General features: G+C 65.7%; 10 protein-coding genes. 5 read left to right on the top strand and 5 right to left on the bottom strand.

Going from position 1 to position 13871, the window contains the following annotated elements; genetic code table 11:
- Window positions 1-18: 18 nt before the first annotated feature.
- The 5 genes from C7H73_RS09520 (at window position 19) to ligD (ending at window position 7333) form a co-directional block, all read left to right on the top strand.
- Entirely contained in the window at window positions 19-1362 is a 1344-nt protein-coding gene (locus C7H73_RS09520) for an IgG-binding virulence factor TspB family protein (RefSeq protein WP_106846423.1), read from the top strand.
- Window positions 1363-1662 carry a DUF2523 domain-containing protein gene (locus tag C7H73_RS09515; protein WP_106846422.1) on the top strand — a complete coding sequence of 100 codons (300 nt, stop codon included), beginning with the start codon at window positions 1363-1365 and terminating at the stop codon, window positions 1660-1662. It begins immediately after the preceding gene.
- Window positions 1659-2849: a zonular occludens toxin family protein gene (locus C7H73_RS09510; RefSeq protein WP_106846421.1), complete on the top strand. Its 1191-nt coding sequence runs from the start codon at window positions 1659-1661 to the stop codon at window positions 2847-2849. Before C7H73_RS09515 ends, C7H73_RS09510 begins: the two co-directional genes overlap by 4 nt.
- A 932-nt stretch (window positions 2850-3781) precedes the next feature.
- The gene (gene ku / locus C7H73_RS09505) at window positions 3782-4789 is read left to right on the top strand and encodes a non-homologous end joining protein Ku (RefSeq protein WP_106846420.1); all 1008 of its coding nucleotides are present in this window, start codon (window positions 3782-3784) and stop codon (window positions 4787-4789) included.
- 21 nt (window positions 4790-4810) lie between these two features.
- Entirely contained in the window at window positions 4811-7333 is a 2523-nt protein-coding gene (ligD, locus tag C7H73_RS09500; RefSeq protein WP_106846419.1) for a DNA ligase D, read from the top strand.
- Here ligD and bioB read toward each other — a convergent pair.
- From bioB to meaB, 5 genes are all read right to left on the bottom strand, one after another.
- Window positions 7296-8309, bottom strand: coding sequence for a biotin synthase BioB (bioB, locus tag C7H73_RS09495; RefSeq protein ID WP_106846418.1), 1014 nt, complete (start codon window positions 8307-8309; stop codon window positions 7296-7298). The two genes, ligD and bioB, sit on opposite strands and share 38 nt — an antisense overlap.
- Window positions 8310-8635: 326 nt before the next feature.
- Complete coding sequence (locus C7H73_RS09490; protein WP_106846417.1) at window positions 8636-9106, bottom strand: VOC family protein; 471 nt, start codon at window positions 9104-9106, stop codon at window positions 8636-8638.
- 58 nt (window positions 9107-9164) lie between these two features.
- Window positions 9165-11213, bottom strand: a complete 2049-nt coding sequence (gene accC, locus C7H73_RS09485; protein WP_106846416.1) for an acetyl-CoA carboxylase biotin carboxylase subunit — start codon at window positions 11211-11213, stop codon at window positions 9165-9167.
- A 32-nt stretch (window positions 11214-11245) separates the two neighbouring features.
- Entirely contained in the window at window positions 11246-12778 is a 1533-nt protein-coding gene (locus C7H73_RS09480; protein ID WP_106846415.1) for an acyl-CoA carboxylase subunit beta, read from the bottom strand.
- Window positions 12779-12824: 46 nt separating this feature from the next.
- Window positions 12825-13853, bottom strand: coding sequence for a methylmalonyl Co-A mutase-associated GTPase MeaB (gene meaB / locus C7H73_RS09475; protein ID WP_106846414.1), 1029 nt, complete (start codon window positions 13851-13853; stop codon window positions 12825-12827).
- Window positions 13854-13871 lie beyond the last annotated feature (18 nt).

Raw genomic sequence — 13871 nt, 5'->3', positions numbered from 1 at the left:
CGGCGTCCTGGGGGCAGCATGGCTGATCTGCGGTCGCTGGTAATCGCGGCCCTGGCCGTGCTCGCTGGCGGTGCTCATGCTGGCTATGCATATCCTGCTGACCCTGCGGGCTTCTCCCGCACTGGCGGCGGTTTCGGTTACGCCACCTCTGCTAACGACAGCTGGTATGGGCGTGTAGTGCATCAGCCAAACGGGCTGAAAGTACCTGTGCCCGGCCGGGTCGTAACCATGCCCGTCTCATATCGCCTTGCCGCGAATGCTCCCCGTATTGCTGCCGGCGTCATATTTGCCAATCCCGCTTTAAGAGCTGCATTAGGTATTGCTACTTGGTTAGGTGTGGGCAATTATATTTGGGACGAAGTTGATAAGGTCTGGCGTCAAGTTACCGAGGAGGGTGAGCAATATGAGTTTTATTGGACGTATAACGCCAATAAATACTCCTCCGCTGATGCTGCCTGCAGAGCTGCGCATTCAGCGCTCGTTACTAATCTTGATGCCTACCCGTTTTTGCGTGCTGAAATAGTCTCCGAAAATAGTGCCAAGTGTCTTCACGGATATAAAAACCTGCCGAATTCGCCTCCGCAGAATTTCGCAAACGTGAGCAGGGAAAAAGCCAGCACAGGCCAAACCTGTCCAGCAGGATGGAATGCCACGCCGGCTGGCTGCCTCAGTCCAGCAGTTCAACAGCCTCAATTTGAGGACGGCTTATCGTCCAGTCCTATGCCGCAGACAGTTCCTGCTGAGCTGCCATACCCTACGCCATTGCCTGTGGAGCCTACGCCCGGGCCTTGGGTTAATCCAGAACCAGGGCCATCCCCGTCACATCGTCCGAGGTTTATACCAATGGGCGACCCCTTGCCGAATCCTGATTACGACCCAAACGGCGAGCCGTCCCCGCAAAATCAGCCGTATATAAGGCCCGGCATACGTATTAATCCATCGCCTACGCCGGATGACCCTTGGCGCATCGATTTGCAGCCTATCAACAGGCCGTCAAATAACAACGAGCCTTCTCTAGGTGAGGAAAATGAGCCCGGCGAAAACGACAAGCCTAAACCCGATGATCAGCAGTCGCTTTGCGAAAAACACCCGGATATTGTGGCCTGTCAAAAACTCGGCACCCTGAGCCCGACACCTTTGCAGCAAAGTACCGTCCCACTCGCGATAAACCGCGAGGAGGGTTTTGGCCCAGCCAACGGCAGTTGCCCTGCTCCAAAGGAATTCGTCATCATGGGAAAGCAAATGGCTTTCCGCTGGGATTTGCTGTGCGACTTCGCAAATGGCATCCGGCCCATATTGATCGGCTTCGCCTACCTATCCGCCGTCCTGGCGTTCATGGGCCTGACCCGAAGGGGGGATTAAATGGAAGGCATCGCGGAATGGCTCGCCAAAATCTCTTGGCCCCTGGTGTCTCGCGTGCTGGTGGCGCTGGGCTTCGGCTATACCACCTATGAAGGGGCCGATACGGCCCTTTCTGGCGCCCTCAATGCCGCCAAGGGCGCATTCACCGGCCTCATGGCCGAAGTGCTGCAACTCCTGGCCATGGCCGGCTTCTTTGAAGCCATGGCGATCACCAGCGGGGGGATCGTCTCCGGACTGGCCTGGATGGTTATGAAGCGCTTCGCGCTCCAGACCACGGGCGGGGCAGGGCAGGCGACATGATCACGCTGATCACTGGCGCCCCCGGCACCGGCAAGAGTGCCGCCCTCGTCGCCATGCTCGAAGAGTTGGGGCAGGGCAGGCAGCTGTACGTCAACGGCATTCCCGAACTGGCGATACCCCATGAGGTGCTGGACGAGCCCGAGCGCTGGCCTGAATTGGTGCCCGATGGTGCCGTCATCATCATTGACGAGGTGCAGCGCGTCTGGCGCCCGCGTGGCCCTGGCCAGAAGGTGCCTGATCACGTTGCAGCCCTGGAAACCCACCGTCACCGCGGCCTCGACGTCTACGTCATCACCCAGGGGCCCAACCTCGTTGATTCCAACGTCCGCGCCCTCGTCGGCCGTCACGTCCATCTGCGTGACCTGGGCATCCTGGGCCGCTGGTGGTACGAGTGGCCCGAGTGCGCCGACAACTGCCGCACCGGCTGGAAAAACGCCCCCATCAAGAAGCGCTACCGGCTCCCGAAGCGCGTCTTTGCCAAGTACAAAAGCGCCTCCATGCATGTCAAGCCTGTGCGCTCCGTGCCGTGGATGCTGGTGGTGATGATCGCCGCCCTGGGCTTGACCGGCTTCCTCGGCTGGAAAGCCTGGAAGATGATTCAGGCCAAGGTGGCCCCGGCCGCCGCCGTGGCCGTGGCGCCCGCGCCAGCGGTGTCACCTGGGCCGCCAGCAGTGCCGCCGCAGGCCCCGCCAGCGACCGCGCCCGCAGTCGTCGGCGGCCCGCCTGACGAGCGCGCCGACTTCGCCCCGCGCCTGTCTGATCGCCCCTGGACGGCACCGGCCTATGACCACCTGCGGCACGTGGTGCACATGCCCACAATCGCCGGCGCGCTGTGCATCCGGGGCGAGTGCGCGTGCTTCGCTGGCGACGGCTCCCGGCTTCCCGATGTGGGCGACAAGGCTTGTCGCGACTGGATGCAGTCGCGCCCCTTCAATCCCTACGTGTTGCCGCCACCGCCGGCTACCGCTCGCGCCGCCTCGGCCGGCGGTACTGGCGCGGCTGGTAGTCCGTCGAGCGCGGATCAAACCGCGCCTGCTCCCGCTGTGAGCGCAACCGTAGTCCCGCTACCGGCCGGCGTCTCGAACCCCATAGCCGACGCAGCGCTGCCCAGGCTATGGCCCCCAGGATCACCAGCGTTGCCGCTGCGATCCACGGATGCAGCGCCATCCAGCCCACCATTGCTTTGAACATGGCCGGAGTTTAGGGGTATGGGGCATCGCCCCATGTGGCCGCTGTCCCGCGCAGCGTGCCCCATGCCAGGGGGCATCAGGCCGCCAGCGCGCCCGCAGTTGCCATTCCAGCGGCAATCAGGTCATCGGGAGGATTCGCGCGGCACGCCCAGGCGCAGCGCAGGCCGCGAGGCGCCAGGATCAGGCAATGGCTGCCGTCTGCTCGTGCTTGAAAAACAATGCGCGCCAGCGCTCCCGTAACCAGTCGCCCGGCCTCGGGAAATTCGTCGCGCGTCTTATCGGCTGTTGGGTGAGGTCAAAGACCGAGGGCGAAGCCCTGCGGCAGGGATCGTTAGTCGCGCATCGTCGTGATTGAGACGCGCGGCCGATGCCTGGGGGACGTTGTGCGATACGAACCCCGCAGGACAAGTGCGAGCCCCGCAGAACCAGTGCGCAGCCCCGCAGGACAAGTGCGAGCCCCGCAGGACAAGTGCGCGTCTGAGGCTGGAGCCGGCCGGACGGCAAGCGCAGCGCGGCCGGACGGTGCCAGCCGATACGCGCCCCGCAGGACAAGTGCGAGCCCCGCAGAACCAGTGCGAGCCCCGCAGGACAAGTGCGTAGCCCCGCAGAACCAGTGCGAGTCTGAGCGCTGCGGCAACCGGGTGGCGGGTGGGTGGCTCAACCGAAGGCCAGAGCCCGGTTTTTGCGCAGCAAAAAGCCGCCCAGTTGCAACCGCAGCACCGACACAAGCAGAAACACGAAAGAGATACGATGTATATTATGTTAATTCACAAAGACGAATTGCCACTGATCGGCCCATGAGCAATACCCTAGCCTGGCATCGTCCTACGGCGCCCTGGATATTGCCGCGCTACCTTGCTGCGCGTGGGCAGGCTTGACTCGACCGTCAGTCGGGCCTCGCATCGATTCATACTGCGGGAGGATTCACCATGGCAGTCAAGGCTGGCGCAGGCAAGGCTAAAAGCAAGGAACCGGCGAAAGCATCACGCGCGCCGCGCACGATGTGGAAGGGTGCCATCAGCTTCGGCCTGGTCAACATTCCCGTGGCCCTGTACTCGGCCACGCGCAGCAGCGGCATCGACTTCGACTGGCTCGACCGCCGCACCATGGACCCCGTGGGCTACAAGCGTGTGAACAAGAAGACTGGCAAGGAGGTCGCGTCCGACGACATCGTGCGCGGCGTCGAGTACGAGCATGACCGCTACGTCGTGCTGACCGATGACGAGATCGAATCGGCCTACCCGCGCACCACGCAGACCATCGAGCTGGAGGCCTTCGTCGATGCCGACGAGATCCCCTTCGTCTATCTGGAACGCCCCTATTACATCGCCCCCGCTGACCGCGGCGAGAAGGTCTATGCGCTGCTGCGCGAGGCGCTGCGCAAGAGCAACCGCGTGGCCGTGGCGCGGGTCGTCATCCATACCAAGCAGCACCTGGCGATGCTGATGCCCTGCGGGCGCTCGCTGGTGCTCAACCTGATGCGCTGGGGCGGCGAGGTCCGCTCGTCCGAAGAGCTGAACCTGCCGCCAGCTGGCGAGAAGGCCGCAGGCTTGCGCGAGGCCGAGATGAAAATGGCCCTGCAGCTCGTCGAAGACATGACGCAGAAATGGGACGCCCACCAGTTCCGCAATTCCTTTTCCGAAGAAATCCGTAAGCTGGTCGAGACCAAGGCGCGTGAGGGCGAGGTCGAGGTGGTGGAGGAAGAAGCTTTGCAGCCAGACGCCGGCGCCGAATCCAACGTGGTGGACCTGACCCGCCTGCTGCGCCGCAGCCTGCAGGGCCGCCACAAGGAGGCTGCTGAAGACGAGACAACCAAGCGCCCACGCAAATCTGCCACAGGCAGACCCACTGCCCCATCCAAGGCCAGCCCGCGCCGTGCCGCCGCGGGCAAGAAAGCCGCCGCTGCATCACCGCGCGCCAAGCGCAAGGCGGCTTGACCATGCAGGCCCACGATTGCCATGGCCCGGCGTAAGGACGACCCACTGTCTAGCTATCGGCAAAAGCGCGACTTCACCGTCACGCCCGAGCCGCAGGAGGGCGGTGCGCCCAGCCATGGCGCCCTGCGCTTCGTCGTGCAAAAGCACTGGGCAACGCGGCTGCACTACGACTTCCGGCTGGAGTTGGACGGCACCATGAAGAGCTGGGCCGTGCCCAAGGGCCCCAGCTACGACCCGGCAGACAAGCGCATGGCGGTGCCGGTCGAAGACCACCCGATTTCCTACAACACGTTCGAGGGCGACATCCCCCAGGGGCAATACGGCGGCGGCCACGTCATTGTCTGGGACAAGGGCTGGTGGGAGCCTTTGGAAGATCCCGAGCAAGGACTGCGCAGCGGCAAACTCAAGTTCGTCCTGCACGGCCACAAGCTGCACGGACGCTGGACTCTGGTGCGCATGGGCGGCGGGCGCGGCAAGCCCGCCTGGCTGCTGATCAAGGAGCGCGACGGCTTGGAACGGGCCGCGACGGATTACAGCGTGGTGGATGCCCTGCCAGACAGCGTTGGTCCGCTGCCAGAAGCGCCTGGGCGGCCCGCAACGGCCCCTTCCAAGCCCGCTCAATCCCCAGCGGCGAAGCCGTCTGCCCTGCCCGACTTCATCGCCCCGCAGCTGGCCACGCTGGTGGACGAACCCCCTGCCCCGCGCGCCGACTGGCTGTACGAGCTGAAATTCGACGGCTACCGCATCCTGGCGCGCATCGACGGCCAGGACATCCGCCTGCTCACGCGCGCCGGCAAGGACTGGACGCAGCGCATGCCGCACCTCGTGCAGGCCCTTGCCCGCCTGGGACTGGGGTCGGCCTGGCTCGACGGTGAGATCGTGGTGCCGGACAGCCAGGGCGTGCCGGACTTCCAGGCGCTGCAAAACGCCTTCGATGCCACGGGCGCCGCCGACGTCGTGTACTACGCGTTCGACCTGCCGTTCCTGGACGGCCGCGATTTGCGCAACCTGCCGCTGGTGCAGCGCCGTGCGGCCCTGCAGCAGGCGCTGGCGCAGGCAGACGAGCGCCACGTGCGCCTCAGCGCACCCTTCGACGCGCCGGCAGCAGAGCTCCTTGCCTCGTCCTGCGCCCTGGGATTTGAAGGCGTGATCGGCAAACGCCGTGATGCACCCTATGTTTCTGCCCGGTCGCAGGACTGGATCAAGCTCAAATGCAGCCAGCGCCAGGAATTCGTCATTGCCGGCTATACCGACCCGAAAGGCACGCGCACCGGCCTGGGCTCGCTGCTGCTGGGTGTGCACGACGAGAAAAGCGGTGCGCTGCGCTACGCCGGCAATGTGGGCACGGGGTTCACCCGCCAGTCCCTGCAGGCGCTGTCTGCCCGGCTGCGAGCGCTGAAAACGGACGAGTCGCCCTTTGCGCAGCGCAGCCACATCGCCGGCAGCCCGCACTGGGTGCGGCCCGAGCTGATGGCCGAGGTGGCCTTTGCTGGCTGGACACGCGACGCTCGCGTGCGCCACGCCGTGTTTCACGGACTGCGCGAGGACAAGCCGGCTGCCGCCATCGTACGCGAGCGCTCTGCCCCGCTGGTGCCGCCGCGCCAGCGCGCCGCGCCGGCCGCCAGCGGCAAGCCTGCGCCGGCGGGCGACGACGAGGCGCAGGTGGGCACGTTGCGCATTACCCATCCCGACCGCGTCATCGACCCGACCACTGGCGCCACCAAGCTCGACCTGGTGCGCTACTACGCGCGGGTGGGGCCTTTGATGATGGAGCACCTGGCACAACGCCCGGTTTCGGTGGTGCGCACGCCGGGCGGCGTGCAAGGCGTTCGGGTCTTCCAGCGTCACTTCGACACCGGCGACCTGCCCGGCCTGCGCGCGCTGGACCCTGCGCTCTATGAAGGCCATCCGCCCTTGTTCGAGGTGGCAAGCGCCGAAGGACTCGCGCAGGCGGCGCAAATGAGCGTGGTGGAGCTGCACACCTGGAACGCCCGCCGCGACCGCATCGACCGGCCTGACCGCATGGTCTTCGATCTGGACCCTGGGGAAGATGTGGCCTGGCAGCAGGTGCTGGAGGGTGCCGAGCTGGTGCGTGTGCTGCTGCAAGAGCTGGGCCTGCCAGCTTTCCTGAAAACCAGCGGGGGCAAGGGCCTGCACGTGGTCACGCCCATCAAGCGGCTGTACGACTGGGACACCGTGCGCGCGTTCTCGCAGGCTGTCGTGCAGCACCTGGCGCGTACGCTGCCGCAACGCTTCGTGGCCCAGGCCGGGCCACGCAACCGCGTGGGCCGCATCTTCGTGGACTGGCTGCGCAACAGCTTTGGCGCCACCACGGTCAGCGCCTGGTCGGTACGGGCGCGGCCCGGCCTGGGCATCTCGGTGCCGCTGCGCTGGAACGAGCTGCACGGCCTGGAGAGCAGCGCGCACTGGCATCTGGGCAACATCGACGCGCGCCTGGACGAAGGCAACGCACCCTGGCGCGGCTACGCGAAGGCCACTGTCTCCCTCACGCCGGCGATGCGGACGCTGAAGGACGGGCGCTGAGGCCCAGCCGGGCCAGCAGCCGCGCGTCGTCTTGGGCCTCGGGGTTGCCCGTCACCAGCAGCTTGTCGCCATAGAAGATGGAATTGGCGCCGGCCAGAAAGCACAGCGCCTGCACCGCCTCGCCCAGCTGCTGGCGCCCCGCCGACAGGCGCACCCGCGCGCGAGGCATGGTGATGCGGGCCACGGCGATGACGCGCACGAAGTCCAGCGGGTCCACGGGGTCGCTGTCGGCCATGGGCGTGCCAGGCACGCGCACCAGGCTGTTGATGGGCACCGACTCCGGGTACGGGTCGAGGTTGGCCAGCTGCGCAATCAGCCCGGCGCGGTGCACCGGCGCCTCGCCCATGCCGATGATTCCGCCAGCACAGACCTTGATGCCGGCGGCGCGCACGTGCGCCAGGGTGTCCAGGCGATCTTGGTACTGGCGGGTGCTGACGACGTCCTGGTAATACTCGGGGGCGGTGTCCAGGTTGTGGTTGTAGTAGTCCAGACCGGCGTCTTTCAGCGCCCCGGCCTGGTGCGGCTGAAGCATGCCCAGCGTGGCGCAGGTCTGCAGGCCCAGGCCCTTCACGGCGGCGATCAGCGCGCTCATCTTCTCAATGTCGCGGTCCTTGGGCGCGCGCCAGGCGGCCCCCATGCAAAAGCGCGTGGCGCCAGCATTCTTGGCGGCCTGGGCGGCGGCGGTTACCTCGGCCACGTCCATGAGCTTTTGTGCCTGCACGCCGGTGTCGAAGGCGGCGGACTGTGGGCAGTAGCCGCAGTTTTCCGGGCAGCCGCCGGTCTTGACGGACAGCAAGGTGGCCAGTTCCACCTCGCCCGCGGGCCAGTGCTCACGGTGCACGGTTTGCGCGCGCCACAGCAGATCCATGAAAGGCAGGTCCAGCAGGGCCTGGATGGCATCCACGCTCCAGGGCCCCGCACCCGCGGATCGGGTAGGAAGGCACGGCGGGACGAATTGCAGGGTGGTGGTAGTCATGGCTGGGAATTTTGGCCAATTGGGCGTCCTGGCTGACACGTTCGGGGCAAAAAAGGCGGCATGGAATCCATGACGCTAAAAGCTGCCTACGGCCCAGTTTCTTATCCTCAATTCAAGGATTTTGAGCGATAAAGAACGATTGATGGCAGCTTTTGCCGCCCATTCGAGAGACCAACCCAGTCTGAACTCGGTAAAGCAGCCATCAGCGCTCATCTGCTGCCAAAAGGCAGGGGGCTTAGCCGGCAAAGCTGGTTGTTGAAAACCAACCGGGAATAAAAAAGCCCAGGTCAAAGACCTGGGCTATGTGCTGTGCGGCAGGGCGCTTCTCAACCCAGCGCCTCGACGACCTCCGGCGGCGCCTGTACCAGCTCGATCAGCACGCCCTCCCCTGCAATCGGAAACTCCTCGTTGCTCTTGGGATGCAAAAAGGTGATGTCGTACCCCGCCGCGCCCTTGCGGATGCCGCCCGGTGCAAAACGCACGCCCCGGGCGGTAAGCCATTCCACGGCCCGCGGCAGATCGTCGATCCACAGGCCAATATGGTTCAGCGGCGTGGCGTGCACCGCCGGCTTCTTGTCGATGTCCAGCGGCTGCATCAGATCCACTTCGACCTTGTGGGCGCCCTGCCCCATGGACAGGATGTCCTCGTCCACGTTCTCGCGCTCGCTGACGAAGGTGCCCGTAGGCGTCAGGCCGAGCATGTCCACCCACAAGGCTTTCATGCGCTCCTTGTCGGTGCCGCCAATGGCGACCTGCTGGATGCCCAGAACCTTGAACGGCCGCGTTTCACCACTCATGCAAAACTCCTGATTTGATAGCTGCCGGCGCTTGACTGGCGAGCGCTAGAGGCCGATTTCATTCAAATTCCAGGATGACCTGGTCCACGCTGAGCGACTCGCCCTTGCCGGCGACGATCTTGCCGACCACGCCATCCTGCGCGGCGAACAGCACGTTCTCCATCTTCATGGCTTCGATCACGGCCAGGCGCTCGCCCGCCTGCACCTTCTGGCCCGGCTCCACCGCGACCTGCACCAGTAGCCCGGGCATGGGTGAGAGCAGGAACTTGGACATGTCCGGCGGTGCCTTGTACGGCATCAGCTGATGCAGCTGCGCACCCAGCGGCGAGAGCACCAGCGCCTCGACCTGCGTGCCGTTGTGCGCGATGCGCAGCGCCAACGGGTTCTTGCCGGCGCCGCGCTCGACCTGCGCCGTGAAGCCCTGCCCGTTGCACGCGCCCTGCACGCGGACCTGACCCAGCGTGGCGGTGCTGCTGATGCGGTAGTCCTTGCCGCCCACGTGCACCACGCTGGCGCCGGACTGCGTATCGAAATCGGTCACGCTCACCGGGTGCTGCACGTTCTGGCCCTCGTGGCCCAGGGTGACGACGACGAACTGCTCGCCCACCTTCACGCCGTGGCCGGCCAGCTGGCCGCTGATGCCCGAGGCGCGCGCGCGGTAGCGCCGGTGCATGAAGGCCGCCAGCGCGACCAGAAAATCCGGGTCGTCGTGCGGCACGTCCTCGGCCGAGAAGCCATGGGCGTAGTGCTCGGCGATGAAGCCGGTGTTGAACTCGCCGCTGACGAACTTCGGGTGCGCCAGCAGCGCCGCCTGGAAGGGGATGTTGCTGCTGATGCCGCGGATCACGAAGCCGTTGAGCGCCGCGCGCATCTTCTGGATGGCGTCATTACGGTCCTGCCCATGCACGATGAGCTTGGCGATCATCGAGTCGTAGTACATGGGGATTTCGCCGCCCTCGTACACGCCCGTGTCCACGCGCACGCCGAAGCGCCTGTCGGCTTCAGCCTGGAACATGGTCTGCTCGGGCGGCGCAAAGCGCACCAGACGGCCGGTGGAGGGCAGGAAGTTGCGGAACGGATCCTCGGCGTTGATGCGGCACTCGATCGCCCAACCCTCGCGTTTCACGTCTTGCTGCGCCAGCGGCAGCTTCTGGCCCGCGGCCACGCGGATCATCAGCTCCACCAGATCCAGGCCGGTGATGCACTCGGTCACCGGGTGCTCCACCTGCAAGCGGGTGTTCATTTCCAGAAAGTAGAAATCCTGGTCCTTGCCGACCACGAACTCCACCGTGCCGGCGCTCTGGTATTGGACCGCCTTGGCCAGCTGCACGGCCTGCTCGCCCATGGCCTTGCGGGTGGCGTCAGAGATGAAGGGCGACGGCGCTTCTTCGATCACCTTCTGGTGGCGACGCTGGATGGAGCACTCGCGCTCGTTCAGGTAGATCACGTTGCCGTGGGCGTCGCCCAGCACCTGGATCTCGATGTGGCGCGGCTCCTGCACGAATTTTTCGATGAACACGCGGTCGTCGCCAAAGCTGCTCCTGGCCTCGTTCTGGCAGCTGGCAAAGCCCTCGTGCGCTTCCTTGTCGTTGAAGGCCACGCGCAGGCCCTTGCCGCCGCCGCCGGCGCTGGCCTTGATCATGACGGGATAGCCAATGCCCTTGGCGATCTCCACGGCCTGGTCGGGCGAGGCAATGGGCTCGTTGTAGCCTGGGATGCAGCTCACGCCGGCTTCCTGCGCCAGCTTCTTGGAGGCGATCTTGTCGCCCATGGCGGCAATCGAATGCGCCTTGGGGCCGATGAAGACCAGGCCCTCATCTTCGACCTTCTTGGCGAAGGCTTCGTTTTCCGACAGGAAGCCGTAGCCCGGGTGGATGGCCTGCGCGCCCGTCTGCTTGGCGGCCGCGATGATGCGGTCGGCCTGCAGGTACGACTCGCGGCTGGGCGCGGCGCCGATGTGCACGGCCTCGTCGGCCAGCTGCACGTGGCGCGCGCTGCGGTCGGCGTCGGAATAGACGGCGACGGTGGCAATGCCCATCTTCTTGGCCGTGGCGATGACCCTGCAAGCGATCTCGCCGCGGTTGGCAATCAGGATTTTGGTGAACATGGGGGTGAACTCCTGTTTTCTTGTTGTTGTTCTCAAAGAGGAATGTTCCCGTGCTTGCGCCACGGGTTCTCCAGCTTCTTCTCGCGCAGCATGACCAGGCTGCGGCAGATGCGCTTCCTCGTCTCGTGCGGCAGGATCACGTCGTCGATGAAGCCGCGCGCGCCGGCCACGAACGGGTTGGCGAAGCGCTCCTTGTACTCGGCCTCGCGGGCGGCCAGCTTCACCGGGTCGTTCTTGTCCTCGCGGAAGATGATCTCCACCGCGCCCTTGGCGCCCATCACGGCGATCTCGGCGTGGGGCCAGGCCAGGTTCACATCGCCGCGCAAATGCTTGGAGCTCATCACGTCGTACGCGCCGCCGTAGGCCTTGCGGGTGATGACCGTGATCTTGGGCACCGTGCACTCGGCATAGGCAAACAGCAGCTTGGCGCCGTGCTTGATGATGCCGCCGTACTCCTGCGACGTGCCGGGCATGAAGCCGGGCACGTCCACGAAGGTGACGACGGGGATGTTGAACGCATCGCAAAAGCGCACGAAGCGCGCGGCCTTGATGCTGCTCTTGATGTCCAGGCAGCCGGCCAGCACCAGCGGCTGGTTGGCCACGATGCCCACCGTCTGCCCCTCCATGCGGGCAAAGCCGATGATGATGTTCCTGGCGTAGTCGGGCTGCAGTTCGAAGAAGTCGCCGTCATCCACCGTCTTGGCGATCAGCTCCTTCATGTCGTAGGGCTGGTTGGGGTTGGCCGGCACCAGGGTATCCAGGCTCCTGTCGGCGCGGTCGGCCGGGTCGTTGCTGGGGCGCACGGGCGCCTTTTCCCGGTTGTTCAGGGGCAGGTAGTTGTACAGGCGGCGCAGCATCATCAGCGCCTCCACGTCGTTGTCGAAGGCCATGTCGGCCACGCCGCTCTTGGTGGTGTGGGTGATGGCGCCGCCCAGCTCCTCGGCCGTCACCTCCTCGTGCGTGACGGTCTTCACCACCTCGGGGCCGGTCACGAACATGTACGAGCTGTCCTTGACCATGAAGATGAAGTCGGTCATGGCGGGCGAGTACACGGCGCCGCCGGCGCAGGGGCCCATGATCATGCTGATCTGCGGCACCACGCCGCTGGCCAGCACGTTGCGCTGGAACACGTCGGCGTAGCCGCCCAGACTGGCCACGCCTTCCTGGATGCGCGCGCCGCCCGAATCGTTCAGGCCGATGACCGGGGCGCCCACCTTCATGGCCTGGTCCATCACCTTGCAGATCTTCTCGGCGTGGGTTTCGGAGAGGGCGCCGCCGAACACGGTGAAGTCCTGGCTGAAGACGAACACCAGGCGGCCGTTGATCATGCCGTAGCCCGTCACCACGCCGTCGCCCGGGATTTTGTTGTCTGCCATGCCAAAGTCGGTGCAGCGGTGCTCGACGAACATGTCCCATTCCTCGAACGTGCCGTCGTCCAGCAGCAGCTCGATGCGCTCGCGCGCGGTGAGCTTGCCCTTCTTGTGCTGCGCGTCGATGCGCTTTTGCCCGCCGCCCAGGCGCGCCTGCTCGCGCTTCTTCTCCAGTTGATCGAGGATGGTTTGCATGGTGAAGCTCGTCCTTGTGGTGAACCGTTGATGTGTCGTTCGCTACTTAATTGATAGCTGCTGGCGCTTGTCCCGCCTGCGCTGCGAGCAGATTTCGTGCTGCAGTGCCGGCCGCGATGCGCCCTGCCGCCACGTCATGCTGCAGCTGCGGCAGCAGCGCCTGGACCTGCGGGTGCTGGCGAAAGGCCGTTTTCAGGCCCGCGTCGATGCGCTCCCACATCCAGGCCAGGGCCTGGCGCTCGCGCCGCAGGGCCAGGCGGCCATTGGCCGTCTGCTGCGCGCGGAATTCGCTGACGGCGGCCCAGAACTCGTCCACGCCCTGGCTTTGCAGCGCGCTGATGGTGATGACCTTGGGCCGCCAGACTATTCCCGCTTTCCAGTCGTGGTCGGGGTTGCCGTGCAGCATCAGCAGCCGCAGGCTGGAGGTGATCTGCGCCTGCGCGCGCATGGCGGCGTGCGGGTCGATGTCGGCCTTGTTGATGACGACCAGGTCGGCCAGCTCCATCACGCCCTTCTTGATGGCCTGCAGGTCGTCGCCGGCATTGGGCAGCTGCAGCACGCAGAACATGTCCGTCATGCCGTGTACCGCGGTCTCGCTCTGGCCGACGCCGACGGTCTCGACGATGACCACGTCGTAGCCCGCCGCCTCGCACACCAGCATGGCCTCGCGCGTCTTCTCGGCCACGCCGCCCAGGGTGCCGCCGGAGGGGCTGGGGCGGATGTAGGCGTGCTCGTGCACGGACAGCTGCTCCATGCGCGTCTTGTCGCCCAGGATGGAGCCGCCCGAGACGGTGGAGGACGGGTCGATGGCCAGCACGGCGACTTTCAGGCCGTGCGCGCGGATGAGATGAAGGCCCAGCGCCTCGATGAAGGTGGACTTGCCCACGCCCGGCACGCCGCTGATCCCCAGGCGCAGCGCGCGTCCGGTGTGCGGCAGCAGGGCCGTGAGCAGTTCGTCGCCCTGCGCCCGGTGGTCGGCGCGGGTGGATTCGAGCAGCGTGATGGCCTTGGCCATGGCGCGGCGGCGCACCGGCGCGCTGCCGCGCAGCAGGGGGTCAAGCAGGGGATGAGGCATTCCGTCGATGGGTGGCCG

This window comes from Pulveribacter suum (genome assembly GCF_003013695.1).
In the GTDB taxonomy this organism is placed as follows: Bacteria; Pseudomonadota; Gammaproteobacteria; order Burkholderiales; family Burkholderiaceae_C; genus Melaminivora; species Melaminivora suum.
The sequence above is the reverse complement of the archived record's forward strand: the minus strand, read 5'-3'. Positions and strand labels throughout refer to the sequence as shown.

Excerpts from the sequence above, each read along its gene's own strand:
- C7H73_RS09520 (WP_106846423.1), top strand. The coding sequence starts at position 19 with ATGGCTGATCTGCGGTCGCTGGTAATCGCGGCCCTGGCCGTGCTCGCT.
- C7H73_RS09515 (WP_106846422.1), top strand. The coding sequence starts at position 1,363 with ATGGAAGGCATCGCGGAATGGCTCGCCAAAATCTCTTGGCCCCTGGTG.
- C7H73_RS09510 (WP_106846421.1), top strand. The coding sequence starts at position 1,659 with ATGATCACGCTGATCACTGGCGCCCCCGGCACCGGCAAGAGTGCCGCC.
- ku (WP_106846420.1), top strand. The coding sequence starts at position 3,782 with ATGGCAGTCAAGGCTGGCGCAGGCAAGGCTAAAAGCAAGGAACCGGCG.
- ligD (WP_106846419.1), top strand. The coding sequence starts at position 4,811 with ATGGCCCGGCGTAAGGACGACCCACTGTCTAGCTATCGGCAAAAGCGC.
- bioB (WP_106846418.1), bottom strand. The coding sequence starts at position 8,309 with ATGACTACCACCACCCTGCAATTCGTCCCGCCGTGCCTTCCTACCCGA.
- C7H73_RS09490 (WP_106846417.1), bottom strand. The coding sequence starts at position 9,106 with ATGAGTGGTGAAACGCGGCCGTTCAAGGTTCTGGGCATCCAGCAGGTC.
- accC (WP_106846416.1), bottom strand. The coding sequence starts at position 11,213 with ATGTTCACCAAAATCCTGATTGCCAACCGCGGCGAGATCGCTTGCAGG.
- C7H73_RS09480 (WP_106846415.1), bottom strand. The coding sequence starts at position 12,778 with ATGCAAACCATCCTCGATCAACTGGAGAAGAAGCGCGAGCAGGCGCGC.
- meaB (WP_106846414.1), bottom strand. The coding sequence starts at position 13,853 with ATGCCTCATCCCCTGCTTGACCCCCTGCTGCGCGGCAGCGCGCCGGTG.